Annotated in this window: 23 protein-coding genes; 16 read left to right on the top strand and 7 right to left on the bottom strand. The window is 74.9% G+C overall.

The genetic code is table 11. From position 1 onward, the window contains the following. Positions 1–204: 204 nt before the first annotated feature. The 7 genes from ACIGW4_RS36510 to ACIGW4_RS36480 all read left to right on the top strand — a co-directional run bounded on the left by ACIGW4_RS36510 (position 205) and on the right by ACIGW4_RS36480 (position 6,417). Entirely contained in the window at positions 205–978 is a 774-nt protein-coding gene (locus tag ACIGW4_RS36510; RefSeq protein ID WP_399585870.1) for a segregation and condensation protein A, read from the top strand. A gap of 32 nt (positions 979–1,010) precedes the next feature. Continuing rightward, positions 1,011–1,568, top strand: coding sequence for an SMC-Scp complex subunit ScpB (gene scpB, locus ACIGW4_RS36505; RefSeq protein ID WP_399172329.1), 558 nt, complete (start codon positions 1,011–1,013; stop codon positions 1,566–1,568). Further along, complete coding sequence (locus ACIGW4_RS36500) at positions 1,568–2,812, top strand: pseudouridine synthase (RefSeq protein WP_359589380.1); 1,245 nt, start codon at positions 1,568–1,570, stop codon at positions 2,810–2,812. The genes scpB and ACIGW4_RS36500 overlap by 1 nt, the downstream gene beginning before the upstream one ends. Before the next feature lie 125 nt (positions 2,813–2,937). Beyond that, the gene (gene pnuC, locus ACIGW4_RS36495; protein ID WP_123450871.1) at positions 2,938–3,588 is read left to right on the top strand and encodes a nicotinamide riboside transporter PnuC; all 651 of its coding nucleotides are present in this window, start codon (positions 2,938–2,940) and stop codon (positions 3,586–3,588) included. Next, entirely contained in the window at positions 3,585–4,664 is a 1,080-nt protein-coding gene (locus ACIGW4_RS36490) for an AAA family ATPase (RefSeq protein WP_399585867.1), read from the top strand. Before pnuC ends, ACIGW4_RS36490 begins: the two co-directional genes overlap by 4 nt. Beyond that, positions 4,661–5,398 (top strand): NUDIX hydrolase, encoded by a 738-nt coding sequence (locus ACIGW4_RS36485; protein ID WP_399585866.1) that lies wholly within the window; start codon positions 4,661–4,663, stop codon positions 5,396–5,398. Before ACIGW4_RS36490 ends, ACIGW4_RS36485 begins: the two co-directional genes overlap by 4 nt. Then, positions 5,395–6,417: an ADP-ribosylglycohydrolase family protein gene (locus ACIGW4_RS36480; protein ID WP_398710648.1), complete on the top strand. Its 1,023-nt coding sequence runs from the start codon at positions 5,395–5,397 to the stop codon at positions 6,415–6,417. The genes ACIGW4_RS36485 and ACIGW4_RS36480 overlap by 4 nt, the downstream gene beginning before the upstream one ends. A gap of 118 nt (positions 6,418–6,535) precedes the next feature. Here the strand turns inward: ACIGW4_RS36480 and ACIGW4_RS36475 are convergent, their stop codons facing one another. Both ACIGW4_RS36475 and ACIGW4_RS36470 read right to left on the bottom strand, forming a co-directional pair. Then, positions 6,536–7,225 (bottom strand): DNA polymerase beta superfamily protein, encoded by a 690-nt coding sequence (locus tag ACIGW4_RS36475; protein WP_399585863.1) that lies wholly within the window; start codon positions 7,223–7,225, stop codon positions 6,536–6,538. Between the two features lie 10 nt (positions 7,226–7,235). Further along, entirely contained in the window at positions 7,236–7,715 is a 480-nt protein-coding gene (locus ACIGW4_RS36470; RefSeq protein ID WP_399585861.1) for a Rieske (2Fe-2S) protein, read from the bottom strand. 181 nt (positions 7,716–7,896) lie between these two features. Here ACIGW4_RS36470 and aroH point away from each other — a divergent pair, with 181 nt between their 5' ends. The 5 genes from aroH (at position 7,897) to der (ending at position 12,840) form a co-directional block, all read left to right on the top strand. After that, positions 7,897–8,265, top strand: a complete 369-nt coding sequence (aroH, locus tag ACIGW4_RS36465; protein WP_399585858.1) for a chorismate mutase — start codon at positions 7,897–7,899, stop codon at positions 8,263–8,265. Beyond that, entirely contained in the window at positions 8,262–9,350 is a 1,089-nt protein-coding gene (locus ACIGW4_RS36460; RefSeq protein ID WP_123450859.1) for a prephenate dehydrogenase, read from the top strand. Before aroH ends, ACIGW4_RS36460 begins: the two co-directional genes overlap by 4 nt. Before the next feature lie 649 nt (positions 9,351–9,999). Further along, the gene (cmk, locus tag ACIGW4_RS36455; protein ID WP_123450857.1) at positions 10,000–10,674 is read left to right on the top strand and encodes a (d)CMP kinase; all 675 of its coding nucleotides are present in this window, start codon (positions 10,000–10,002) and stop codon (positions 10,672–10,674) included. Then, a complete protein-coding gene (locus tag ACIGW4_RS36450; RefSeq protein ID WP_260174266.1) occupies positions 10,629–11,315 on the top strand; it encodes a 1-acyl-sn-glycerol-3-phosphate acyltransferase in 687 nt (228 codons plus the stop codon). Before cmk ends, ACIGW4_RS36450 begins: the two co-directional genes overlap by 46 nt. 76 nt (positions 11,316–11,391) lie before the next feature. Beyond that, entirely contained in the window at positions 11,392–12,840 is a 1,449-nt protein-coding gene (gene der / locus ACIGW4_RS36445) for a ribosome biogenesis GTPase Der (protein ID WP_225803227.1), read from the top strand. 104 nt (positions 12,841–12,944) lie between these two features. Here the strand turns inward: der and ACIGW4_RS36440 are convergent, their stop codons facing one another. Next, the gene (locus tag ACIGW4_RS36440; RefSeq protein WP_123450854.1) at positions 12,945–13,259 is read right to left on the bottom strand and encodes a hypothetical protein; all 315 of its coding nucleotides are present in this window, start codon (positions 13,257–13,259) and stop codon (positions 12,945–12,947) included. Between the two features lie 185 nt (positions 13,260–13,444). Continuing rightward, complete coding sequence (locus tag ACIGW4_RS36435) at positions 13,445–14,227, bottom strand: hypothetical protein (RefSeq protein WP_398710652.1); 783 nt, start codon at positions 14,225–14,227, stop codon at positions 13,445–13,447. Between the two features lie 247 nt (positions 14,228–14,474). Here ACIGW4_RS36435 and ACIGW4_RS36430 point away from each other — a divergent pair, with 247 nt between their 5' ends. Then, a complete protein-coding gene (locus ACIGW4_RS36430; RefSeq protein WP_399585853.1) occupies positions 14,475–15,188 on the top strand; it encodes a transglycosylase family protein in 714 nt (237 codons plus the stop codon). Between the two features lie 12 nt (positions 15,189–15,200). Here the strand turns inward: ACIGW4_RS36430 and ACIGW4_RS36425 are convergent, their stop codons facing one another. From ACIGW4_RS36425 to ACIGW4_RS36415, 3 genes are read right to left on the bottom strand one after another with little or no spacing between them, the layout of a single operon-like run. After that, positions 15,201–15,866 (bottom strand): ABC transporter ATP-binding protein, encoded by a 666-nt coding sequence (locus ACIGW4_RS36425; RefSeq protein WP_399585851.1) that lies wholly within the window; start codon positions 15,864–15,866, stop codon positions 15,201–15,203. Beyond that, on the bottom strand, positions 15,863–19,168 hold the full coding sequence (locus ACIGW4_RS36420; protein ID WP_399585849.1) for an ATP-binding cassette domain-containing protein: 3,306 nt from the start codon (positions 19,166–19,168) through the stop codon (positions 15,863–15,865). Before ACIGW4_RS36420 ends, ACIGW4_RS36425 begins: the two co-directional genes overlap by 4 nt. After that, positions 19,156–19,554: a hypothetical protein gene (locus tag ACIGW4_RS36415; protein WP_399585848.1), complete on the bottom strand. Its 399-nt coding sequence runs from the start codon at positions 19,552–19,554 to the stop codon at positions 19,156–19,158. The genes ACIGW4_RS36420 and ACIGW4_RS36415 overlap by 13 nt, the downstream gene beginning before the upstream one ends. A gap of 100 nt (positions 19,555–19,654) precedes the next feature. Here ACIGW4_RS36415 and ACIGW4_RS36410 point away from each other — a divergent pair, with 100 nt between their 5' ends. From ACIGW4_RS36410 to ACIGW4_RS36400, 3 genes are all read left to right on the top strand, one after another. Beyond that, positions 19,655–20,194, top strand: a complete 540-nt coding sequence (locus ACIGW4_RS36410) for a hypothetical protein (protein WP_399585846.1) — start codon at positions 19,655–19,657, stop codon at positions 20,192–20,194. After that, a complete protein-coding gene (locus tag ACIGW4_RS36405) occupies positions 20,172–21,464 on the top strand; it encodes an ABC transporter substrate-binding protein (protein ID WP_399585844.1) in 1,293 nt (430 codons plus the stop codon). The genes ACIGW4_RS36410 and ACIGW4_RS36405 overlap by 23 nt, the downstream gene beginning before the upstream one ends. Before the next feature lie 73 nt (positions 21,465–21,537). Next, on the top strand, positions 21,538–22,812 hold the full coding sequence (locus tag ACIGW4_RS36400; protein ID WP_399585842.1) for a glycosyltransferase: 1,275 nt from the start codon (positions 21,538–21,540) through the stop codon (positions 22,810–22,812). The last annotated feature ends 442 nt before the right edge of the window (positions 22,813–23,254 follow it).

The following is a 23,254-nucleotide window of genomic DNA, read 5'->3' as shown; positions in this document are numbered from 1 at the left end:
CCAGGGGCCCCAGAGGCCTCGGAGGTACCCGAGGCGCCTGACGCCCCGGAAGCGCCCGAGGCCCCGGGATCACCCGAGGCCCGGAAGGTTCCGGGGGCGCCCGATGTCCAGGGAGTGCCCGAGGTCCCCGGAGCCCCGGCTGCCCCAGGGGCGCCCGAGGCGCCCGGGGGCGGAGGCTCCGAGGGCGGGGACGGGCGGTTCACCGTGCGGCTCTCCAACTTCGAGGGGCCCTTCGACCTGCTCCTCCAGCTGATCACCAAGCACAAGCTCGACGTCACCGAGGTCGCCCTCTCCGAGGTCACCGACGAGTTCATGGCGCACCTGCGGGCCCTCGGGCCCGACGGGGACCTCGACCAGACCACCGAGTTCCTCGTCGTCGCCGCCACCCTCCTCGACCTGAAGGCCGCCCGGCTGCTCCCCGCCGCCGAGGTGGAGGACGAGGCCGACCTCGCCCTCCTGGAGGCCCGCGACCTGCTCTTCGCCCGGCTCCTCCAGTACCGCGCGTACAAACGGATCGCCGAGATCTTCGAGGAGCGCTGGGAGGCCGAGGGCCACCGCCACCCCCGTACCGTCGGACTCGAACCGCACCACGCCGAGCTGCTCCCCGAGGTCGTCATCTCCATCGGCGCCGAGGGCTTCGCCAGGCTCGCCGCCAAGGCCATGCAGCCCAAGCCCGAACCCCAGGTGTACGTCGACCACATCCACGCCCCGCTCGTCAGCGTCCGGGACCAGGCCGCGGTGGTCGTCGCCCTGCTCCGGGAGCGCGGCTCCGCCGTCTTCCGGGAGCTGATCGAGGACGCCGGCGACACCCTCACCGTCGTCGCCCGCTTCCTCGCCCTCCTGGAGCTCTACCGGGAGAAGGCCGTCGCCCTCGACCAGGAGACCGCCCTCGGAGACCTCACGGTCTCCTGGACCGGCGGGGAGACGGACCCGTCCGCGGCCGTGACCGACGAATTCGACCAGGAGGCCACCACGTGAGCGACCTCAAGCCCGCCCTCGAAGCCGTCCTCATGGTCGTCGACGAGCCCGCCACCGAGGAGCACCTCGCCAAGGTCCTGGAGCGCACCCCGGGCGAGGTGGCCGACGCCCTGCACGAGCTGGCCGAGGAGTACACCGCCCAGGGCCGCGGCTTCGAGCTGCGGCGGGTCGCCGGCGGCTGGCGCTACTACACCCGCCCCGCCTTCGCCCCGGCCGTCGAGGCCTTCGTCCTGGAGGGGCAGCAGGCGCGGCTCACCCAGGCGGCCCTGGAGACCCTCGCGGTGGTCGCGTACCGCCAGCCGGTCAGCCGTTCCCGCGTCTCCGCCGTACGAGGGGTGAACTGCGACGGGGTCATGCGCACCCTCCTCCAGCGCGGTCTCGTGGAGGAGGCGGGCGCGGAACCCGAAACAGGTGCGATCCTGTACAGGACGACGAACTACTTCCTGGAGCGGATGGGCCTGCGCGGCCTGGACGAACTCCCCGAGCTCGCCCCCTTCCTCCCCGAGGCCGAGGCGGTCGAGGCGGACTCCCTGGAAGGCGTCCCGTCGTTCGACCCGGACGCAGACGTAGACGACAAGACGGAACTTTGATGCGAAGCAGCAGCGGCAGGAACAGCAGCGGAAACAACGGCGGGAGCCGTGGTGGCAACAGCGGCGGCCGCGGCGGCAGCGGCGGAGGCCGCGGCAACAGCGGCGGTGGCGGCGGGCGCGGGAACTACCGCGGCGCCGGCAACAGCCGCGACGACCGGCAGGGCCAGGGCGGCGGCCGTCCCGGCCAGGGCGGCGGACGTCCGGGTCAGGGCGGCGGCGGTCGCCCCGGCCAGGGCGGCGGCCGGCCGACCGGCGCCGGCTCGCGCAAGGCGCGCCCGGAGGAGCGCACCTACGACGAGCGCTACAGCCCCGGCGGCTCCTCCGAGGGCCCCAAGCGCGGCCGGGGCGCGGCCGCGCGCGGCGGCGCCAAGGGCGGCCCCCGGCAGTCCCCGCAGCGCGGCGGCGGCCGTACGGCGCCCGCCCGCTCGCGCGAGTACGACGCCCGTACGGAGGAGCGCAACCGGGAGCGGTACGCCGGCAAGCCCGAGATCAAGCTCCCGAAGACCTTCCCCGGCGCCGAGCAGGAGGGCGAGCGGCTGCAGAAGGTCCTCGCCCGTGCCGGCATGGGCTCGCGGCGCGCCTGCGAGGAGCTCATCGAGCAGGCCCGCGTCGAGGTCAACGGCGAGATCGTCGTCGAGCAGGGCATGCGCGTCGACCCGGAGAAGGACGAGATCAAGGTGGACGGCCTGACCGTCGCCACCCAGTCGTACCTCTTCTTCGCGCTGAACAAGCCGTCCGGCGTCGTCTCCACCATGGAGGACCCCGACGGCCGCCAGTGCCTCGGCGACTACGTCACCAACCGCGAGACGCGGCTGTTCCACGTCGGCCGGCTCGACACGGAGACCGAGGGCATCATCCTGCTCACCAACCACGGCGAGCTGGCCCACCGCCTCACGCACCCGAAGTACGGCGTGAAGAAGACCTACCTGGCCGCCATCACCGGCCCGCTGCCCCGCGAGGTCGGCCGGCGCCTGAAGGACGGCATCCAGCTGGAGGACGGCTACGCCCGCGCCGACCACTTCCGCGTGGTCGAGCAGACCGGCAAGAACTACCTGGTCGAGGTCACCCTGCACGAGGGCCGCAAGCACATCGTGCGCCGGATGCTCGCCGAGGCGGGCTTCCCGGTCGAGAAGCTGGTCCGCACCGCCTTCGGCCCGATCGCCCTGGGCGACCAGAAGTCGGGCTGGCTGCGCCGCCTGACCAACACCGAGGTCGGCATGCTGATGAAGGAAGTCGGCATGTAAGGCCCCCGCTCCACCGACGAAGCCCGTGACCGCCCGGCGGCCACGGGCTTCGTCGCGTCCACGGCGGGGCTTGTGGCGGCGGTCCGCCGACCTTTATAGTCAGGATGACTCTTAAGGAGGCGGGCGTGAGCCTCGCAGACGTACTCGAACCCTTGCAGCAGCCCCTCTTCACCGTCCTGGACACCCCGGTCAGCTGGACCGAGGTCCTGGGATTCGGCAGCGGAGCCCTCTGCGTCTGGCTCGTCGCCCGCCAGCACATCGCCAACTGGCCCATCGGCATCGCCAACAACCTCTTCTTCGTCCTCCTCTTCACCCAGGCCGGGCTCTACGCCGACGCCGGCCTCCAGATCGTCTTCATCGCCCTCGCCGTGTACGGCTGGTGGACCTGGACCCACGGGGGTGGACCAGGCTCCGACGACCTCCCGGTGCGCCGCACCACGCGCACCGAGTGGACGTGGCTGCTCACGGCGGGGGCGGTGGGGACCCTCGCCCTCACCCTGCTCCTCGACCGCGTCACCGACTCGACCGTCCCCTTCTGGGACGCCCTCACCACCGCGCTCTCCCTGACGGCGACCTACGGCCAGTGCCGGAAGCGGCTGGAGTCCTGGTGGCTCTGGATCGCCGCCGACGTCGTCTACGTACCGCTCTACGCCTACAAGGGGCTCTACCTGACCTCCCTGCTGTACGTCGGCTTCATGACGCTCTGCGTCCTCGGCCTGCGCGGCTGGACCAGGGACCTCGCGGGCTCCCCCCGACCGGCGGGGGCGACCGCGTGAAGCGCTACGGCCACGGCCTCGTCCTCGGCAAGTTCTATCCGCCGCACGTCGGCCACCACCACCTCGTCCGCACCGCCCGCGACCGGTGCGAGCGCCTCACCGTCCTCGTCTGCGCCTCCTCCGTGGAGAGCATCCCCCTGGAGGACCGGGTCGCCTGGATGCGCGAGATCCACCCCGACGTCCTCGTCGTCGGCGCCGTCGACGACATCCCCGTCGACCTCCGAGACCCCGACGTGTGGGCCGCCCACATGGCCGTCTTCCGGGCCGCCGTGCCCGAGCGCGTCGACGCCGTCTTCACCTCGGAGCCGTACGGGGAGGAGCTCGGCCGCCGCTTCGGCGCCGACTCCGTCCTCGTCGACCGGGAACGCGTCCGCCACCCCGTCTCCGGCACCGCCGTCCGCGCCGACCCCGCCGGCTGCTGGGACTACCTGGAGGCACCCGTACGGGCCGCGCTCACCCGCCGGATCGTCGTCCTCGGCGCCGAGTCCACCGGCACCACCACCATGGCCCTCGCCCTCGCCGACCACTACCGGCGGCGCGGCGGCGTCTGGGCCCGCACACGATACGTACCGGAGTACGGACGCGAGTACAGCGAACTCAAACTCGCCGAACTCCGCGCCGAACGCCCCGGCGCCGACTGGTCCGAGGTCACCTTCCGCTCCTCCGACTTCCCCGTCATCGCCCAGCGCCAGGCCGAACTGGAGGAGGAGGCCGCCCGGGACGGCTCACCCGTCCTCTTCTGCGACACCGACGCCTTCGCCACCACCATCTGGCACGAGCGCTACATGGGCACCACCAGCCGCGCCACCGGCGAGATCGCCGCCCTCGGCCGCCAGCACCTCTGGCTGCTCACCGACCACCGCGGCGTCGCCTTCGAGGACGACGGCCTGCGCGACGGGGAACACCTGCGGCCCTGGATGACCGCCCGCTTCCTCACCCAGCTCGCCCACACCGGCCGCCGCACCGCCGTTCTCACCGGCCCCCACGAGGAGCGGCTCGCGGCCGCCGTCGCAGCCGTCGACGCGCTGCTCGCCGAGGGCTGGCACCTCGCCGACCCCCTGCCGGAGCGCCGATGACCGACCACCGGGCCCCCGAGGGCTACGACCCGTACGCCTTCGTGCCGTTCGCCGTCACCGTCGACCTCGCCGTCCTCACCGTCCGCGAGGAACGCCTCCACGTCCTGCTCGTCGAGCGCGGCCAGGAGCCGTACGCCGGATCCTGGGCCCTGCCCGGCGGGTTCGTCCTGCCCCAGGAGTCCGCCGAGCGGGCCGCCCGCCGCGAACTCGCCGAGGAGACCGGGCTCTCCGAGGCCACCGCCGCCGGCCTCCACCTCGAACAGCTCCGCACCTACACCGAACCCGACCGCGACCCGAGGATGCGGGTCGTCTCCGTCGCCTTCACCGCGCTCGTCCCCGACCCTCCCGAACCGCGCGGCGGCGGCGACGCGGCCCAGGCCCGCTGGATCCCGTACGGGACGCACGGCCGGCTCGCCTTCGACCACGACCGGATCCTCGCCGACGCCCACGAACGGGTCGGCGCCAAGCTCGAGTACACCTGTCTCGCGACCGCCTTCTGCCAGCCCGAGTTCACCCTCGGCGAGCTGCGGCAGATCTACGAGACGGTCTGGGGCGTCGAACTCGACCGCCCCAACTTCCGGCGCAAGGTCCTCACCACGCCCGGCTTCGTCCAGGCCGTGGAAGGACCACCGCGCCTCACCGGCGGACGGGGGAAACCGGCCGCTCTCTACCGGGCGGGCGGGGCCACCACCCTCCACCCGCCCCTCCTGCGACCGGAAGGACGCCCCGCATGAACCTCACCCGCACCGCCACCAAGCAGGCCGCGACCGGCTCCCTGATCGGACTGGCGCTCGGAGACGCGCTGGGCCGGCCGACGGAGTTCAGCGACGTGCCGCTGATCATCAGCTGGTACGGCCCCTGGCGGCAGATGGCCCTCCCCGAGAACGGCCGCGTCACCGACGACACCCAGATGACCCTCGCCTTCGCCCGCGGCATCCGCACGGCCATGGACCGGGGGGTCCTCGCCCCGCAGGGGCTCCTCCAGCCCCTGCGGGAGGAGTACGTCGACTGGTTCCGCTCGCCGGAGAACAACCGGGCCCCCGGCAACACCTGCCTGGCCGCCTGCCGGCTCCTGACGACCGACGTGCCCTGGCAGGACGCCAGCCAGATCCACTCCAAGGGCTGCGGCGCCAACATGCGGGTGGCGCCCATCGGGATCGTCCCCGGCCTCAGCGAGGAGCAGCGGGCGGGCGCCGCGCAGCTCCAGTCCGCCCTGACCCACGGTCACCCCACCGCGCTCGCCGCCTCCGACCTCACCGCCCGCGCCGTGTACCTGCTGGCGCAGGGCGCGGACCCGACCGGGCTCGTCGGACAGCTGCGCTCGTACGCCTACGAGAACCGCTCCCGCTACCACGAGCACTGGCTCGGCGACCTGTGGACCCGCTCCCAGGACCCCAGCGCCCTCCACTTCGTCCAGCGGGGCTGGGACGAGTGCCTGGCCGTCCTGGAGCGCCTGGACGCCGTCCAGCGCACGGCCGACCCGGAGCTCGACCCCTGCGAGTACACCGGCGACGGCTGGATCGCCGAGGAGGCGCTCGCGACCGGCCTCCTCTGCTTCCTGCTCTTCCCCGACGAGCCCCTCACCGCCCTGCGCCGCGCCGCCTGCACCCGCGGCGACTCCGACTCGATCGCCGCCCTCGCGGGCGCCTTCGCCGGCGCCCACCTCGGCGCGGACGCCTGGCCCAAGGAGTGGGCGGAGCGCGTCGAATACCGCAGCGAGCTGCTGACCTTCGGCGCGCTCTGGGACGCGTGAGCCCCGCCCTGGAGCTCGCTCGGAAACCGCTCGGAGCTCACTGAGCGGCCGCTGAGAGGCCACTGAGAGGCCGCTCGGAACTCGCCGAGAGACCGCTCGGACCTTGTTCGGAGCTTGCTCAGAGCTCCTTCAGGGCCGAGGCGCGGCGGGCGCGGATCAGGAAGTCCTGGATCCGGGACTCGTCCGGGGCGTCGGGGAGCGGGGTGGTGTCGTGGGCCCGGTCGGCCTCCTCCTGGAGGCGGTTCATCCAGGACTCGGCCTCGGGCCAGGACACCTCGCCGCGCTTGACCGCGAGGAAGCGGTCGCGGTCCTCGCCGACGTCGATGCGGAGCTCGCCCGTGCGCAGCAGGTCGCGGCAGCTGGTCAGCAGCCGCAGCAGGTGCATGGCGTGCTTCCAGCGCGGGCGGCCGTACTGGCGGACGTCCGCGTCGAGCTTGCGGCGCTGACCGGCGGCGTACCGGACGAAGGTCTGGTGGGCCCGGCGGGACAGGAAGGCCCCGCGGAGATCGAGGAGCTCCCGGCCCCAGTCGTCGACGTGCTCGACCACGGGGGAGTGGAGGCACTCCAGGACGTTGGGGTTGTTGCGCAGGGCGAGCTCGCAGAAGCGTTCCAGCTCCCAGCTGAACTGGTCCTCGCCGGGCCCCTCCACGTGCGCCGGGGGCTTGTCGAAGTGCCAGAAGAGGGGCGTCGGGGCGAGGTACACGCCCCGCACGTCCGTGTCGCTGTCCTCGGTCGCCAGACCGAAGGCGCGCGAGCCCATCACGCAGGAGTAGATCGTGTGCTCGCGCACCAGCTCGTCCGGAGTCATGCCCGGCAGATTACGCCAGAGTGATCGTTTCCCCCGAGACGATGATCCGCTCGGCCGGCAGCGGCCGCGGAGCCGGCCCCGCCACCACCGAGCCGTCCGCGACACGGTACTTGGAACCGTGGCAGGGACAGTTGATCGTGCCGTCCTCGACCTTGTTCACCGTGCAGCCCTGATGCGTGCAGATCGCGGAGAACGCCTTGAACTCGCCCGCCGTGGGCTGGGTCACGACCACCTTCTCCTTCGGGAAGACCGTGCCGCCGCCGACCGGGATCTGGGAGGTCCTGGCCAGCGGAGCCCCGCCGCTCGGAGCGGCCGTGGCGGTCGGGGAGGCCGGAGACGCCTCGGTGGGAGGCGGAGACGCTTCGGTGGGAGGCGGCGCGGTCGTGTTCGTACCGCCGCCGCCCCCGTCGTTCGAGCCGCAGCCCGTCGTCATCGTCAGGGCCGCTGTGGCGATCAGGACGGTACGGCGTGCGGTGGGGCGTGAGGTCATGCCGCCAGCTTGGTCGCGCACCCCGCCCCCGGGACCCGCAACACGCCTGTGCCCGCTGCCCGGCTCCCCCGCACGGCCGTCGTCCCGCCCGCCCTCCGTCTCGGAGGGCGGGCGCGGCGGCGCGCCCGCCCCGCCGCTGACTAGGCTGAACAGAGCACTGACGCAGGCGAAGGAGCACGACGTGGCGGTACGAGCGGTCCGAGGCGCCGTCCAGCTGGAGCGGGACGAGGCCGGACACATGCGCGAGCAGGTCGAGGAACTGCTCACCGCGGTCCTCGAGCGCAACGGCCTCACCACCGACGACCTCATCAGCATCTGGTTCACCGCCACGCCCGACCTCCACAGCGACTTCCCCGCCGCCGCGGCCCGGCACATCGGGATCGGCATGGCCGACGTACCCCTGCTCTGCGCACAGGAACTCGACATCGAGGGTGCGATGCCGAGGGTCGTCCGGCTCCTCGCCCACGTCGAGACCGAACTTCCCAAGTCCCGGATCGCGCACGTCTACCTCGGTGCCGCGGCCGCCCTGCGCAAGGACATCGCCCAGTGAGAACAGCGCTCGTCATCGGTACCGGTCTGATCGGCACCTCCGCAGCCATCGCCCTCGCGGGCCGGGGCGTCACGGTCCACCTGCGCGACCACGACCCGGCACGCGCCAGCACGGCCGCCGCGCTCGGCGCGGGCACCGACGAGGCGCCCGAAGGCCCCGTGGACCTCGCCATCGTCGCCGTCCCCCCGGCCCACGTGGCCGCCACCCTCGCCGAGGCCATGACGGCCGGCCTGGCCCGCGGCTACCTCGACGTGGCCAGCGTCAAGGGCGGACCGAAGCGGGAACTGGAGGCGCTGGGCCTCGACCTCACCGCCTACATCGGCACCCACCCCATGTCCGGCAAGGAACGCTCTGGCCCGCTCGCCGCCACCGCCGACCTCTTCGAGGGCCGGCCCTGGGTCCTCACCCCCACCCGGGACACCGACACCGAGGTCCTCAACCTCGCCCTGGAGCTCGTCGCCCTCTGCCGGGCCGTCCCCGTCGTCATGGACGCCGACGCCCACGACCGGGCCGTCGCCCTCGTCTCCCACACCCCGCAGCTGGTGTCCTCCATGGTCGCCGCGCGCCTGGAGGAGGCCGAGGAGTCCGCCGTACGGCTCTGCGGGCAGGGCATCCGCGACGTCACCCGCATCGCCGCCTCCGACCCGCGCATGTGGGTCGAGATCCTCTCCGCCAACCCCGGGCCCGTCGCCGACGTCCTCTCCGGCGTCGCCGCCGACCTCGACGAGACCGTCCGCGCGCTGCGGGCCCTGCAGTCCGCCGACGAGGCCGAGCGGCAGGGCGGGGCGTCGGGCGTCGAGGACGTCCTGCGCCGCGGCAACGCCGGGCGCGCCCGCGTCCCCGGCAAGCACGGTGCCGCCCCGACCGTCTACGAGACCGTCGCCGTCCTCATCAGCGACCAGCCGGGCGAGCTCGCCCGCATCTTCGCCGACGCGGGGCGGGCGGGCGTCAACATCGAGGACGTCCGCATCGAGCACGCGACCGGGCAGCAGGCGGGTCTGGTGCAGCTGATGGTCGAACCCTCGGCGGCGCCGGTGCTGGGGGCGGCGCTCCAGGAACGCGGCTGGTCCTTGCGCACGCCCTGACGCGCCGGCCTCCGCCTCCGCCTCCGCCTCCGCCGGGTCGGCGCCCGCACGCCACTGCGGCCGCCTGCCCACCGGTGCGGCACCCGCGCCCCTCGCCCCGCACCCCCGTTGTGGGCGTCGCCCCGCCGGGCGGTGCCCCTGCCGCCCCCCGTTGTGGGCAGTCGTTCCGCTGGGGCGGGACGGGTGGGCACAACGGACCCGCACCCTGCCGGCGCCAGAGGCTCCTGTGCCCTGACCCGCACCCCTAGGTGCACCGGGCTCGTGGTGCGGGTCCAGGCGCGGAACGCGGAGGCGCCGCTAATGGCGCCGTCCCGTGTGCCCACCCGTCCCGCCCCAGCGGGACGACTGCCCACACGGCGGGTGGGCAGGGGCACCGCCCACCCGGGCGCGGCCCGCACGGGCAGGGGGCGCCGCCCAGCACGGGCGCGGGCACACACGGGCGGGTGGGAGCCGCCCAGGTGGGCGCGGGCCCACGGCGGGTGGGAGCCGCTCAGCCGGGTGCGGGCCCCATGCGGGCAGGGGGCCCGCCCCGGTGGGTGCGGGTCCGGGTGGAGGCGGGACCGTGCGGGGGGTCGGGAGTCGGTAACCTTGTGGGGGTCCCCGCATCCCGCCGGACCCCACCGCTCACCCCCAGGAAGGTGTTCCCACCGTGGAATCCGTGATCGTCGCCATCGACGGGCCCTCCGGCACGGGCAAGTCCAGCACCTCGAAGGCGGTCGCCGCCAAGCTGGGGCTGAGCTACCTGGACACCGGCGCCCAGTACCGGGCGATCACCTGGTGGATGATCAGCAACGGCGTCGACGTCACCGACGCCGAGGCCGTCGCCAACGCCGCCTCCAAGCCGGTCATCGTCTCCGGCACGGACCCGGCCCGGCCCACCATCACCGTCGACGGCGCCGACGCGTCGGGTCCGATCCGGACCGAGGAGGTCACCTCCAAGGTCAGCGCCGTCAGCGCCGTCCCCGAGGTGCGGAGCCTGATCACGGAGCTCCAGCGGTCCATCGCCCGCGGCGCCGAGACCGGCATCGTCGTCGAGGGCCGGGACATCGGCACCACCGTCCTGCCCGACGCCGACCTGAAGATCTTCCTCACCGCCTCGCCCGAGGCCCGTGCCGCCCGCCGCTCCGGCGAGCTCAAGGGCGTCGACGTGCACGCGACGAAGGAGGCCCTGATCAAGCGGGACGCGGCCGACTCCAGCCGTAAGACCTCCCCGCTCGCCAAGGCCGGCGACGCCGTCGAGGTCGACACCACCGAGCTCACCCTGGACCAGGTCATCGAGTGCGTCGTCACCCTCGTCGAGGAGAAGAGGGCGGCCGTCAAGTGACCCTGCCCTCCGCGAAGGGCGCCGCCGTCGGCCGCGGCATCGGCATCGGGCTGATGTACGGCCTCTGGAAGCCGCGCGTCCTCGGCGCCTGGCGGGTGCCGTCCTCCGGCCCCGTCATATTCGCCGTCAACCACGCGCACAACATCGACGGCCCCATGCTCATGGGCACCGCCCCGCGTCCCGTGCACTTCCTCATCAAGAAGGAGGCGTTCGTCGGACCGCTCGGCAGCTTCCTGGAGGGCATCGGGCAGCTCAAGGTGGACCGGGAGAGCACCGACCGCGCCGCGATCGGCAACGCGCTCGGCGTCCTGGAGCGGGGCGGCGTCCTCGGGATCTTCCCCGAGGGCACCCGCGGCGACGGCGACTTCGCCTCGCTGCGCGCGGGCCTGGCGTACTTCGCCGTCCGCAGCGGCGCGCCGATCGTCCCGGTCGCCGTGCTGGGAAGCACCGAGCGCCGCGGACGGTTGGTCAAGGCACTGCCTCCGCTGCGCGGCCGCGTCGACGTCGTCTTCGGCGACGCCTTCGAGGCGGGGGACGGCTCCGGCCGCCGCACCCGCAAGGCGCTCGACGAGGCCACCGTACGGATCCAGGGGAAGCTCACCGCCCACCTGGAAAACGCCAGGCGTCTCACCGGGCGCTGAGCGACACTCTCAGTAGTGGCTCCCGCGGCTCCGCCGTCCGGGACCACCGACCACGAATGATCAAGGAACGGACTTCATGAACGACCAGCACGACCACGGGGCACTTGGCGACGCCGAGTACGCGGAGTTCATGGAGCTCGCCGCGGAAGAGGGCTTCGACGTCGAGGACGTCGAGGGCGCGATCGAGGAGGCCGGCCACGGCCCGCTCCCCGTCCTCGCCGTCGTCGGCCGTCCGAACGTCGGCAAGTCGACCCTGGTGAACCGCATCATCGGCCGCCGCGAGGCCGTCGTCGAGGACAAGCCGGGCGTCACCCGCGACCGCGTCACCTACGAGGCCGAGTGGGCCGGCCGCCGCTTCAAGGTCGTCGACACCGGCGGCTGGGAGCAGGACGTCCTCGGCATCGACGCCTCCGTCGCCGCCCAGGCCGAGTACGCCATCGAGGCCGCCGACGCCTGCCTCTTCGTCGTGGACGCCACCGTCGGCGCCACCGACACCGACGAGGCCGTCGTCAAGCTGCTCCGCCGCGCCGGGAAGCCGGTCGTCCTCGCCGCGAACAAGGTCGACGGCCAGTCCGGCGAGGCCGACGCGGCCATGCTCTGGTCCCTGGGCCTCGGCGAGCCGTTCCCCGTCTCCTCGCTGCACGGCCGCGGCACCGGCGACCTCCTCGACGAGGTCCTGAAGAAGCTGCCCGAGGCCCCCGAGCAGCGCTTCGGCAACGCGGTCGGCGGCCCCCGCCGCATCGCCCTCATCGGCCGCCCGAACGTCGGCAAGTCCTCCCTGCTCAACAAGGTGGCGGGCGAGGACCGGGTCGTCGTCAACGAGCTGGCCGGCACCACCCGCGACCCGGTCGACGAGCTCATCGAGCTCGGCGGCGTGACGTGGAAGTTCGTCGACACCGCCGGCATCCGCAAGAAGGTCCACCTCCAGGAGGGCGCGGACTACTACGCCTCCCTGCGGACCGCGGCCGCCGTCGAGAAGGCGGAGGTGGCCGTCATCCTCATCGACACCACCGACAACATCTCGGTCCAGGACCAGCGCATCATCACGATGGCGGTCGAGTCGGGCCGCGCCATCGTCATCGCCTACAACAAGTGGGACGAGCTCGACGAGGAGCGCCGCTACTACCTCGAGCGCGAGATCGAGACCGAGATGCAGCAGGTCGCCTGGGCGCCCCGGGTGAACGTCTCCGCCAAGACCGGCCGTCACATGGAGAAGCTGGTCCCGGCCATCGAGACCGCCCTCGCCGGCTGGGAGACCCGCGTCCCCACCGGCCGGCTCAACGCCTTCCTGGGCGAGATCGTCGCCTCCCACCCGCACCCGGTCCGCGGCGGCAAGCAGCCCCGCATCCTCTTCGGCACGCAGGCCGGCACCAAGCCGCCCCGCTTCGTGCTCTTCGCCTCCGGCTTCCTGGAGGCCGGCTACCGCCGCTTCATCGAGCGCCGGCTGCGCGAGGAGTTCGGCTTCGAGGGCACCCCGATCCACATCTCGGTCCGGGTGCGCGAGAAGCGCGGCCGCAAGAAGTAGCGCCGTCCGCGGAGCGACATCCGCGGAGTGACGTACGGCGGAGGGCCGGTACTCGATCGAGTACCGGCCCTCCGCCGTACGTCCTGGTCCTGTCCGCTTCCGTCCTAGAGGCCCCTGCGGGGTCCCGGTGGCAGCGCCGCCTGGGCGTGGGGAGGCTGCTGCCCCGACCAGGCGGTCGGATACCCGCGCGCGTGCCGGTGTCCGTGCACGCCCGTGCTCAGGACCGTGCCGAAGGACCGGAAGCTCAGCTCCTCCTCGCCGCTGCGGTCGCCCGGCAGCGTACGGAACGCCCTGCGGTACTCGGAGTACAGGGCGTCGTAGATCGGCGTCGGCGAAGGGCCTGCCGTGACGTCCCGCGCGGGACGCATCGCGGGGATCTGGCTCGGATACGGCTGGGTGAAGGGGTCGTATGGGTGCACATAGGTGCCAACGACACCGCCGTCCGTCGGATGCGGGCGGCTCTCCGAAAGGGGAGCGCTCCGGGGGCGCGGCACGGTCGGCACACCCTGCCCCGCCTCCGGCACGCCCGGTCCCGCCCCCGGGGCGTCCGGTCCCGCCCCCGGGAGCTGCCGCGCCCGCCGTATGCCCGGCCGGCCGTCTTCCATCAGGTGCCGGCCAGCGGCATGGCGGCGGCCACCAGACGGCCGTTCGCGGCGGCCTTCTCCAGGGCGTCGCGCAGCAGGTCCTCGCGCGGCTGCTGGCCGATCGAGCCCACCGGGGCGGCGAAGACCAGGACCGTGTGCGACTTGTTGGCCGCCGCGCGCCAGCCCTCGGTGACCTGGAGCGGCTGGTGCGCCTGCCACCAGGCGGCCTGGCCGGCACCGCCCGGCCCCGGCTGGAGCACGGAGTGCAGCTGGCCCATGGCGACCAGGACCGACCAGCCCGGCAGCATCGCCGGCTTCTCGCCCAGGTCCATGACCGGCTGGAAGCCCTGCTCGGTCAGGAGCGAGAGGAACTCGTCGGTGAGGCCGTCCGAACCGGGGCGGGCCACCGGGGCGGTCGGCTCCACGACGAGCGCCGGGTGCAGCTCGCCCTCGATCAGGACGAGACCGCTGGTGACCCCGAGGACGGCCTGCTCGGGGTGGGAGGCGGAGAGCGCTTCGGCGGCGTCGGAGGCCGTGATGGAGGCGACGGCGCCCTGGAGCTGCTCCTCGGCGACCCGGACGACCTGCGACGGGATGCAGCTGGCGTGGGCGAACGCGAGGACCGCGGTCTCCTCGCCGACGAACAGCACCGTGCTGGTGCGCTCCTGGTCGGAGTCTCCCGGCGTGCGGCAGGAGGTGCAGTCGTAGCTGCCCGGGGCGTTGTCGCCGGCCAGCAGCCGGTCCGCTTCTTCGTCGCCGATCTCGGCGCGTACGTCCTCGCTGACGTCGAGCATGCGCGGCACGGGGGGCTCCCTGGACTCGGTACGGGGGGACGCCGGGCGGTTCCCGGGCGTCTCATGCCGAGTTCAACGGGTCAGCCTCGGCCGGGGTCACGCGCGGAAGCGAGGCAAGTTGCCGGTGGCGCGTGCCTTCCGGGCCGCCCGGGGGCGTTCCCGCTCGTCCGGGGCCGTGACTCCGACCGGGTGGGGTGTGAACGGTGTTCCGCGCGGCACGGGCCGGCGGCGGCGGGGGGCTGCCTAGCCTTCGCCGATGTCGAAGATCCGATTTTGGACGGCGGGTTCCCTCGCGGCGGCGTCCGCGGCCGCGCTCCTGACCCTGGCTCCCGCGCCCGCCCAGGCCCGGGACACGCCCGCGGGGCCCGTTCCGGGAGTGGTCGCGGACGCGGTCGCGGGGACGGCCGCGGAGGCGCGGGACCTGCCCGGGGTGGTCGAGGGCCTGGTCGCCGGTGTACGGGACGTGCCGGACGGCGTGCGGGAGGCCTCCGCCGTGCTCCCGGGCGTCTCGGACGCGCTCCGGGAGGCCGCCGCCGTGCCCTCGTACGCCTGTGCGCGGGACCAGTGGCCGTGGGGCTGCGTCGCCGAGTGCGAGAGCAGCGGGCGCTGGCACGTCAACACCGGCAACGGCTTCTACGGCGGGCTCCAGTTCTGGCACCCCACCTGGGTCGAGCACGGCGGACTGAAGTACGCCCGCCGCGCCGACCTGGCGACCCGGCAGCAGCAGGTCACCGTCGCCGAGGAGGTGCTGCGCACCCAGGGGTGGGGGGCCTGGCCCGTCTGCTCCAAGCGGTACGGCCTGTCCGGGCGCGTCCACACCGTCCAGACCGGCGACACGCTCGGCTCGATCGCCCGCCGCTTCGCGGTCGGGGGCGGCTGGCAGGCGCTGTACGCGGCCAACCGGAGCCTGATCGGGCCCGATCCGAACCGGATCGTCGTCGGCACCATGCTGCGGATCGCCCCGCTCTGAGCCCCGGAGACCTCAGCGGTACTCGGCCGGCTCCCCGCTCGACGCGCGGGAGCCGCGCCGCAGTTCGTGCACGAGCGAGCCGCGCGGCAGTCCGTCCGGTACGCGCTGCTCGGCCAGGACCACGGCCGCCCCGCGCTCCACGGCGAGTTCCCCGAGCATCCGGTACGTACGGGCCGCCACCGGCGGCGCCATGCCGAGCGACGGCTCGTCGACCAGCACCACGCGCGCGCGTGCGAGCAGCGCGCGGGAGACCGCCAGCATCCGGCGCTCCCCGCCGGACAGGGTCCCGGCCGTCCTGGACAGGAGGGGGACCAGTTCCGGGTACGGGACGGTGGCGTCGGGCTCGTCGTGCACGTCGGCGCGGGGTGCGGCGAGCGCGAGGTTCTCGGCGACGGTGAGGCCCGCGTACACCGCCCGCAGATCCGGTACGAAGCACAGCCCGCGGCGCGCCCGTTCGTGCGCCGAGAGGCGGGTCACGTCCGCCCCGCGCCACTCCACCCGGCCCGCCGCGAGCCCCACCGTGCCGGCCAGGGCGCGCAGGGCGGTCGTGCGGCCCGCGCCGTTGCGGCCCAGGAGGACCGTCACCGTCCCGGCCGGTACGGGCAGGTCGAGACCGTGCAGGGCCTCCAGGGGGCCGTAGCGGACCCGGGCGGCGCGCAGGGCGATCTCGACGCTCACGACAGGATCCGGCCCCCCTCCATGGTGTGCACCGTGTGCGCGATCCCGGCGACCAGGTCGGGGTCGTGTTCGACGACGAGGACGGTCAGACCGTCCGCCGCCAGCGCGGCCAGGATCCGGGCGAGCGCGGCGGTCTCGGCGGCGTCCAGCCCGGCGGCCGGCTCGTCGAGGAGGAGCGTGTGCGGCCGCCCGGCCAGCGCGCGGGCCAGTTCGACCCGGCGCAGCGTCCCGGTGGGCAGGTCCGCCGCCGCCCGGTGCCGCACGGGCCCGGCGAGCCCGAGCAGCCGCAGGCTCCGCTCCACGGCGGCCGGGTCCCCGCGTCCCCCGCCCTGCTCCTGGCCCAGACGGACGTTCTCCTCGACGGTGAGCGACGGGAACACGGCGAGCCGCTGGAAGGTCCGGGCGATGCCGAGACGGGCCCGGGCGTGGGCGGACCGGGTGGTGATGTCGGTGCCGTCGAGCGTGATCCGGCCCTGGCCCCGACGGGGGCGGAGGGTCCCGGCGAGACAGTCGAACAGGGTGCTCTTGCCCGCGCCGTTGGGCCCGACGAGGGCGGTGACGCGGGCGGGGGAGAGGGCGAGGGAGACGTGGGAGAGGGCGGTGACGCCTCCGGGATAGGTGAGGGTGAGGTCGTGCGCGCGGAGTCCCGTGCGGGTTGTCGGGGGAGGTGCGGGCCCTTCCGTGGGTGGTCGCGCGCCATCGACGGCCGGCCGGCGGTGGGGGCGGCGCCCCCGGTCCTCGGCCGGCCCGGCGGCCGCCCGGCCGTGCCTCCGGCCTCCGGCCGGGCCGGCGCCGTGAGCCTCGACCCGCGCGGAGCCGGAGGGCTCGCCCGGGCCGGCGCGGAGGGGTTCGTCCGGGCCGGCGCCGGAAGGCCCGTCCGGGCCGGCCCCGGGAGGACCGCCCCGCGCTGCGCCCCGGGGCCCGCCTGGGGCCCCGGGGGACCCACCCGGGCCGGAGCCCGGTGGTTCGCCCCGGCCGGCGCCCGGGGGGCCGCCCGAGCCGATGGCACGAGGGCCTCCGGGATCGGTGCCCGGGGGCCGGTCCGGACCGGCTGTCGGAAGTCGGCCCAGGGCGGCCCCCAGCGGCCCGCCCGGGCCGGTGGCAGGAGAGCTGTCCGGTCCGGCGCCCGGGGGCTCGTCCGGACCGGCTGGCGCAGGTCTGCCTGGGACGGCGTCCGGGGGCCCGCCCGGACGCGCGGCCAGCGGCCCGGCCGGGTCGGCGGCGGGAGGGCTGCCCGGGTCGGAGCTCAGGGGTCCGCCCCGACCGGCTGCCGGGGGCCCGCCCGGGATGCCCGGGGGCTCGGTCGGACCGGCGCCGGGAGGCCCGCTCGGACCGGAGCCGGGAGATCCCTCCGGGACAGCGCCCGGGAGCCCGCCCAGGTCGGCGGCAAAGCGCTTGCCCGGGTCGGCGAGGAAGGGCCTGTCCGGACCGGCGGCGAAGGGTCCGCCCGGGTCGGTGGCAGAGGGATCGGCCGGGTCGGTGTCCGGAGGGGCGTCCGAGGCGGGGGCAGGGAGTTCGTCCGGGGCCCCTGAGGGCCGGGGAGGGGGGCGGAACAGGGCGGGGAGCAGGGGTGGGAGGCGGCCCGTCAGGGTGGCCAGGAGGCCTGTCAGGGCCGCCGCCGTGCCCGCCTGGGGGCCCGCGTCGAGGGTCACCAGGAGGGCCGCCGCGGCCAGCGGGGTGAGGAGGCTGTCGGCGCCCAGGACCAGGACGGCGGCGAACCAGAGCAGGCCGCGCACCGGGTCGTACTGCTCGGGGTCGAAGGCGCGCAGGCCCATGCCGAGGAGCCCGCCGCCGAGGGCCGCCAGGGCCGCGCCCAGGACGAAGGCGAGGAGCTTGAGGCGGGGCACCCGGACGCCCGCCGCCTCGGCGCCCGGTTCGTGGTCCCGCAGGGCGGCGAGCGCGCGGCCCGTGCGGCCCCGGCGGAGGGCCGCCACCAGGGCCAGGCAGCCGGCCAGGACGACGAGCTCCAGGGCGTAGAAGGCGCGGTCGTCGGTGAAGCCCGCCGGGCGGCCGAGGGTCAGGCCGGCCGTCGCGTACGGCTGGGTGAGGACGAAGCGGCTCACCGCCACCCCCACGGCCAGCGTCGCCAGGGCGAGGGCCAGGCCGTGCCGCCGGATCGCGGGCCGGCCCGTCATCAGGCCCGCCACCGCCACCATCGGCACGGCGAGCCCCAGGGCCAGGAGGGTCGGGACCCCGGCCGCCGCCAGCAGCGCGGTGAGCAGCGCGCCCAGGCCCGCGTACGCCGCCTGGCCCAGGGCGATCTGCCCGCCGCGGCCCGCCACCACGACCAGCGACAGGAGGATCACGGCGAGCGCGGGGACCTGGACCGCCGTGTGCAGGTCGGAGCCCGCGAGGCCGAGCGGGAGGAGGAACAGGACGCCGACCACCAGCCACAGGGCCGGAGGCACACGGGTGGGCCGGGCCGGAGGCGGCAGGGCGTCCTCGCCCTTGCCGCCGACGCCCGGCAGGACGAGCGCCGCCACCAGGAGCGCCACCACGAACAGGTTCGCCCCGACCGCCTGGAGGAGGGGTTCGCCCCAGCCCCGCGGGTGCAGCCGGGTCAGCTGCGCCTGGGCGACGCCGATGGCGAGCGCGGCCGCCACGGCCACCGGCAGCGACCGCATCCGGGCGATCACCGCGACCGCGATCACCTCGACGACGAGCAGCGGCATCCCGTACGGGTCGAGCCGTACGTACGGGGCGAGCAGCACGCCCGTGAGCCCGGCCGTGAACGAGCCGAACGCCCAGCCCGCCGCCGCCACCCGGTCCGCGTCGATGCCCGCCAGGACGGCGAGCGGACGGTTGTCCACGACCGCCCGCAGCTCCCGGCCGAACCGCGTCCACTGGGTCACCGCCCCCACCAGGCAGGCCAGCGCGACCACCGCCGCGAGCTGCGTCCACGGATCGTCGCCGAGGAGGACGGGCGCGTCGTCCCGGGCCCCCGGGCCCCACAGCAGCACCGCCCCGCCCACCAGGAGGACGAAGACGCCGATCGTCGCCACCAGGGCCTGGGCCGGAGGGGAGCCGCGCAGCGCCAGGGGGCGGAAGACGCCCCGGTCGAGGGCCAGGCCGAGGGCGGGGGCGACGAGGAGGAGCGTGACCAGGGCGCCCAGGGGCAGCGGCCAGCCCCAGACGACCACCAGTTGGCGGAGCACGTACGCGCAGACCATGGCGACGGCCCCGTGCGCGAGGTTCAGCACGCCCGTCGCCCGGTAGGTGACGATCAGCCCGATGCCGGTGAGCGCGGCGGCGCTGCCGACCGCGAGGCCGGCGAGCGTCAGCTCGTACGTCAGGGAGGCCACGGCTCACACACCGGGCAGGGGGCGAGCTCCGCGTCCCCCACCTCCACGGCCTCCGTCTTGCCCGCCACCAGCGGGCAGTCCGGACGGTGCGCGAGGGTCCCCCCGGGGACCCGTAGGAGGGGGCCGTCCGAGGACGGCGGGGGAGGCTCCCCGGGGCCGGGGGGACGAGGCCGGGGCGGGCGTACGGGAAGCAGTGCCGCCGTGCCGACGAGGACCGCGCCCGCCACGAGGAGCGCGGCCCCCGGCACCGTGCACGAGGCCAGATAGGGCAACTGGCGCTCCGCGAAGCGCTCGCCGGAGATCCCGTACCAGCCGAGCGCGCAGAGCACCGCGCCCCCGGCGGCCGCCGCGAGACCGCTCCAGAGCAGGATCCGGGATGTCGGCACGGAGCCCTCCCTCGTCTCTTCCTTGCACTATGCCCTGATCCGTCCCACCCTGGAAACACCAGCCGCTCCGGACTGGCGGGACACCCGGTGGTGAGGCCAGATGGATGTCGTACGACGTGGTGGACGCTCCCGTCTCGCGGTCCTCGGGGCCGTCGCCGTCCTCGCCCTGGGCCCCGCCCTCGCGGGCTGCTCGGACGACGGCGGGTCGAAGAGCGGCAACAGCACCACCCCGTCCGCCCCGTCGACCGGGACGACCGCCCAGCCCCCCGGAGGCGCCGCCCAGCCGGACGACCCCGCGGCGGCGCGCGCCGAGATCACCAAGAACTGGACGGCCTTCTTCGACCCGAAGACCACGACGTCCGAGAAGACCGGACTGCTGGAGAACGGCGAGCAGATGGCCCCCGTCCTCGCCGCCTTCGCCGGCGACAAGAACGCGGCGGCCACGGCGGCCAAGGTCAAGAACATCGACTTCACCTCGCCCGACGGGGCGAACGTGACCTACGACCTGCTCGTCCACGGCAACCCCGCCCTGCCCGACGCGAAGGGCACCTCCGTCCTCCAGGAAGGCACCTGGAAGGTCTCCGTGAAGACCCTGTGCGGCCTGGTCGAGCTGAGCGGTGTCACCGTCCCGGGCTGCTGAGGCGGTCGCGGCGCTGCTCCTGGCCGTCCTGCTCGCCCTCCTCACGGCCTGCGGCAGCCGGCTCCCGGAGCGCGTCTTCGAGACGCGGCCCACCGCCAACCCCTCCGGCGGTGAGCCGCTCCGCGTCGGGATCATCACCAGCGCCACCAGCCCCGTCGGCGGACAGGCCTTCACCGGGCCGCGCGACGGGGCCCGCGCCTGGTTCGACGCCCTCAACGCGCGCGGAGGCCTCGACGGACGCCGCGTCGAGGTCGAGACCTGCGACGACGGCGGCAGCGGCGTCGGCGACAACGCGTGCGTGCACCGGCTGATCGACGAGCGCCGGGTCTTCGCCCTCGTCGCCACCACCGCCCTGAACTACGCGGGCGCACCCCTCGTCGCCCGGGCCGGCGTCCCCGACATCGGCGGCCAGCCGCTCACCCCCGCCTACGACACCTATCCGCACCTCTACGGCATCTACGGCAGCTCCGCCCCGCGCACCGGCCGCGCACCCGGCTGGGGCGGCACGCTGTACGGCGGGACCGAGGTCTACCACTGGTTCCGGAAGGCGCTGGGCGCGCGGACCGCCGCCGTCGTCTCCTACAACCAGGCCGCCTCCGCCGCCTACGCCCGCCTGGTCGCACGGGGGCTGCGCGCCGAGGGCTACCGCGTCGTCGAGGAACAGGTCGACTTCGCCCTGCCCAACTTCCGCGCGGTCGCCGCCGATCTGCGGGCCCAGCACGCCGACCTCCTCTTCGACGCGATGGACACCCACGGCAACGTGCGCCTGTGCGAGGCGATGGAGGCGCTCGGGGTCAAGGTCGCCGCCAAGGTGACCAACGTGCAGAACTGGTCCTCGGCCGTCTCCCACGACTACGCCCGGGCCCCCGGCTGCCGCGCCTCGCTGTGGGTGACGGGTTCCAGCCGCAACTACGACGACACCGGGCACCCGGCGGTCCGCGCCTTCCGCACGGCCATGGGCGACCGGCCCCTGTCGCAATGGCAGCTGGAAGGCTGGGCGGCGGCGATGTGGTTCACCGACGCGGCCCGCTCCTGCCTCGCCGAGGGCGCGCTCACCCGCGGCTGCGTCGAGGAGTTCATGAACCGTCCGGAACCGTACACCGCGCGCGGACTGCTGCTGCCCGTACGGTTCGAGCACCTGGCCCGGCCGCCCGCAGCCCGGAACACCTGTCTGTCCGTGGCCCGTTGGCAGGACGGACGGGGCTGGGTGAGCCAGGGCGAGATGACCGAGAACTGCGCGACCGTCCCCCAGCTCGGCTACCGCCCGTGAACGGCGCCCCCGCACCGGCAGTACAGTCGGGCACCGACCGACTGACCGACTGACCGGGGGGAACCGGCAGTAGATGCGTATCTCCTTTCTGCTCCACAACGGCTACCACTACGGCGGCACCATCCGGACCACGTTCACGCTCGCCGAGGAACTGGCGGAGCGCCACGAGGTCGAGATCGTCTCCGTGTTCCGTCACCGCGACCGCCCGATCCTCGGCCTGCCGGCCGGAGTGGCCCTGCGCCACCTCGTCGACCTGCGCAAGGACAGCCCCGGATACGACGGCGACCACCCCGACTTCCACCGCCCCGCCGAGGTCTTCCCGCGCGGCGACGGCCGCTGGAAGCAGTACAGCGCGCTCACCGACGCCCGGATCGGGGAGTACCTCCGCGGAGTGGAGGCCGACGTCCTCGTCGCCACCCGCCCCGGACTCAACGTGCACCTCGCCCGGCAGGCCCGGCGCGGACCGGTCCTCGTCGGCCAGGAACACCTGATCCTGAGCGGCCACAGCTACCGGCTGCGCCGGGACATCGCCCACGAGTACGCGCTCCTCGACGCCGTCACCACCGTCACCGAGGCCGACGCCCGGACCTACCGGAAGCTCCGGCTGCCCGGCGTACGCGTCGAGGCCGTGCCCAACAGCGTGCCCGCGCCCTCCGTGCCGCCCGCCGACCCCGCGGCGCGGACCGTCGTCGCCGCGGGCCGGCTGACCCGGGTCAAGCGGTACGACGTGCTGATCGACGCCTTCGCGTCCGTGGCCGCCGACCATCCCGACTGGAAGCTGCGGATCTACGGCACCGGCGACGCCGTCCAGGACCTCAAGGCCCCGCTGACCCGGCAGATCAAGGACCGCGGGCTCGACGGACAGGTCTTCCTCATGGGGGCCGTCACCCCGATGGAGCCGGAGTGGGCCAAGGGCTCCATCGCCGCCGTCACCTCGCAGCGCGAGTCCTTCGGCATGACGATCGTCGAGGCGATGCGGTGCGGACTGCCGGTGGTCTCCACCGACTGCCCCCACGGGCCGCGCGAGATCATCGAGGACGGGGTCGACGGACGGCTCGTGCCGGTCGACGACGTCGCCGCCGTCGCGGCGGCGCTGCGGTCGTACGTCGAGGACGAGGAGCTGCGGGCCAAGGCCGGGCGGGCGGCGCTCGCCGCGTCCGAACGCTTCGACCCGTCGCGGATCGCCGCGCGGCACGAGGCCCTGTGGACGGAACTCGTCGAGCGGGGGGCGGGGAAGCGGGTGCACTCGCCGGGGCGGGCGCGGGTGCATCGGGTGGTGGGGCGGGGGGTGGACGCGGTCTACGCCCAGAAGGCGAGGGCGGGCCGCCTCCTCCGCCGCCTCCGCTGACGCCCTGCCCCGCTGGGCGGCGCCGGTGGGCTGCGCCCTGCTGGGCCTCACCGGTGGGGCCGCGCCCTTGCTCCGCTGGGCCCCGGCCTCGGGTGCGGGCTGCGCCCGCCGGGCCGGTGCCCCGCGCGGGGCCCGCGCCACGTGGGCCGGTTCCCTCGCTCGTGTGGGTCTGCCGCGCGGGCCGGCTCCCCCGCCCGTGTGGGCTTGCGGTGCGGGGAGTTGACCCCTGCCTCGCCCACGAGGGGGCGCGCCCGGCTCCTCCACCCGCGCGGGCCACGCGTGCCCTGCGGGGCGGTGCCCCCGCCCCCTCCCGTGTGGGGCCCGTGCCCGCCGGGGCGGTGCCCCTTGCCCGTATGGGCTCGCGCCCTGCGGGGCGGCTCCCCGCTGCCCGTGTGGGCAATCGTCCCGCTGGGGCGGGACGGGTGGGCACACGGGACGGCGC

The organism is Streptomyces sp. NPDC053513, from assembly GCF_044544765.1.
GTDB classification, from domain to species: Bacteria; Actinomycetota; Actinomycetes; order Streptomycetales; family Streptomycetaceae; genus Streptomyces; species Streptomyces litmocidini.
The sequence above is the reverse complement of the archived record's forward strand: the minus strand, read 5'-3'. Positions and strand labels throughout refer to the sequence as shown.

Coding starts and splice junctions, on each gene's coding strand:
- scpB (WP_399172329.1), top strand. CDS start 1,011: ATGGTCGTCGACGAGCCCGCCACCGAGGAGCACCTCGCCAAGGTCCTG.
- ACIGW4_RS36500 (WP_359589380.1), top strand. CDS start 1,568: ATGCGAAGCAGCAGCGGCAGGAACAGCAGCGGAAACAACGGCGGGAGC.
- ACIGW4_RS36485 (WP_399585866.1), top strand. CDS start 4,661: ATGACCGACCACCGGGCCCCCGAGGGCTACGACCCGTACGCCTTCGTG.
- ACIGW4_RS36480 (WP_398710648.1), top strand. CDS start 5,395: ATGAACCTCACCCGCACCGCCACCAAGCAGGCCGCGACCGGCTCCCTG.
- ACIGW4_RS36475 (WP_399585863.1), bottom strand. CDS start 7,225: ATGACTCCGGACGAGCTGGTGCGCGAGCACACGATCTACTCCTGCGTG.
- ACIGW4_RS36470 (WP_399585861.1), bottom strand. CDS start 7,715: ATGACCTCACGCCCCACCGCACGCCGTACCGTCCTGATCGCCACAGCG.
- der (WP_225803227.1), top strand. CDS start 11,392: ATGAACGACCAGCACGACCACGGGGCACTTGGCGACGCCGAGTACGCG.
- ACIGW4_RS36430 (WP_399585853.1), top strand. CDS start 14,475: ATGTCGAAGATCCGATTTTGGACGGCGGGTTCCCTCGCGGCGGCGTCC.
- ACIGW4_RS36410 (WP_399585846.1), top strand. CDS start 19,655: ATGGATGTCGTACGACGTGGTGGACGCTCCCGTCTCGCGGTCCTCGGG.
- ACIGW4_RS36400 (WP_399585842.1), top strand. CDS start 21,538: ATGCGTATCTCCTTTCTGCTCCACAACGGCTACCACTACGGCGGCACC.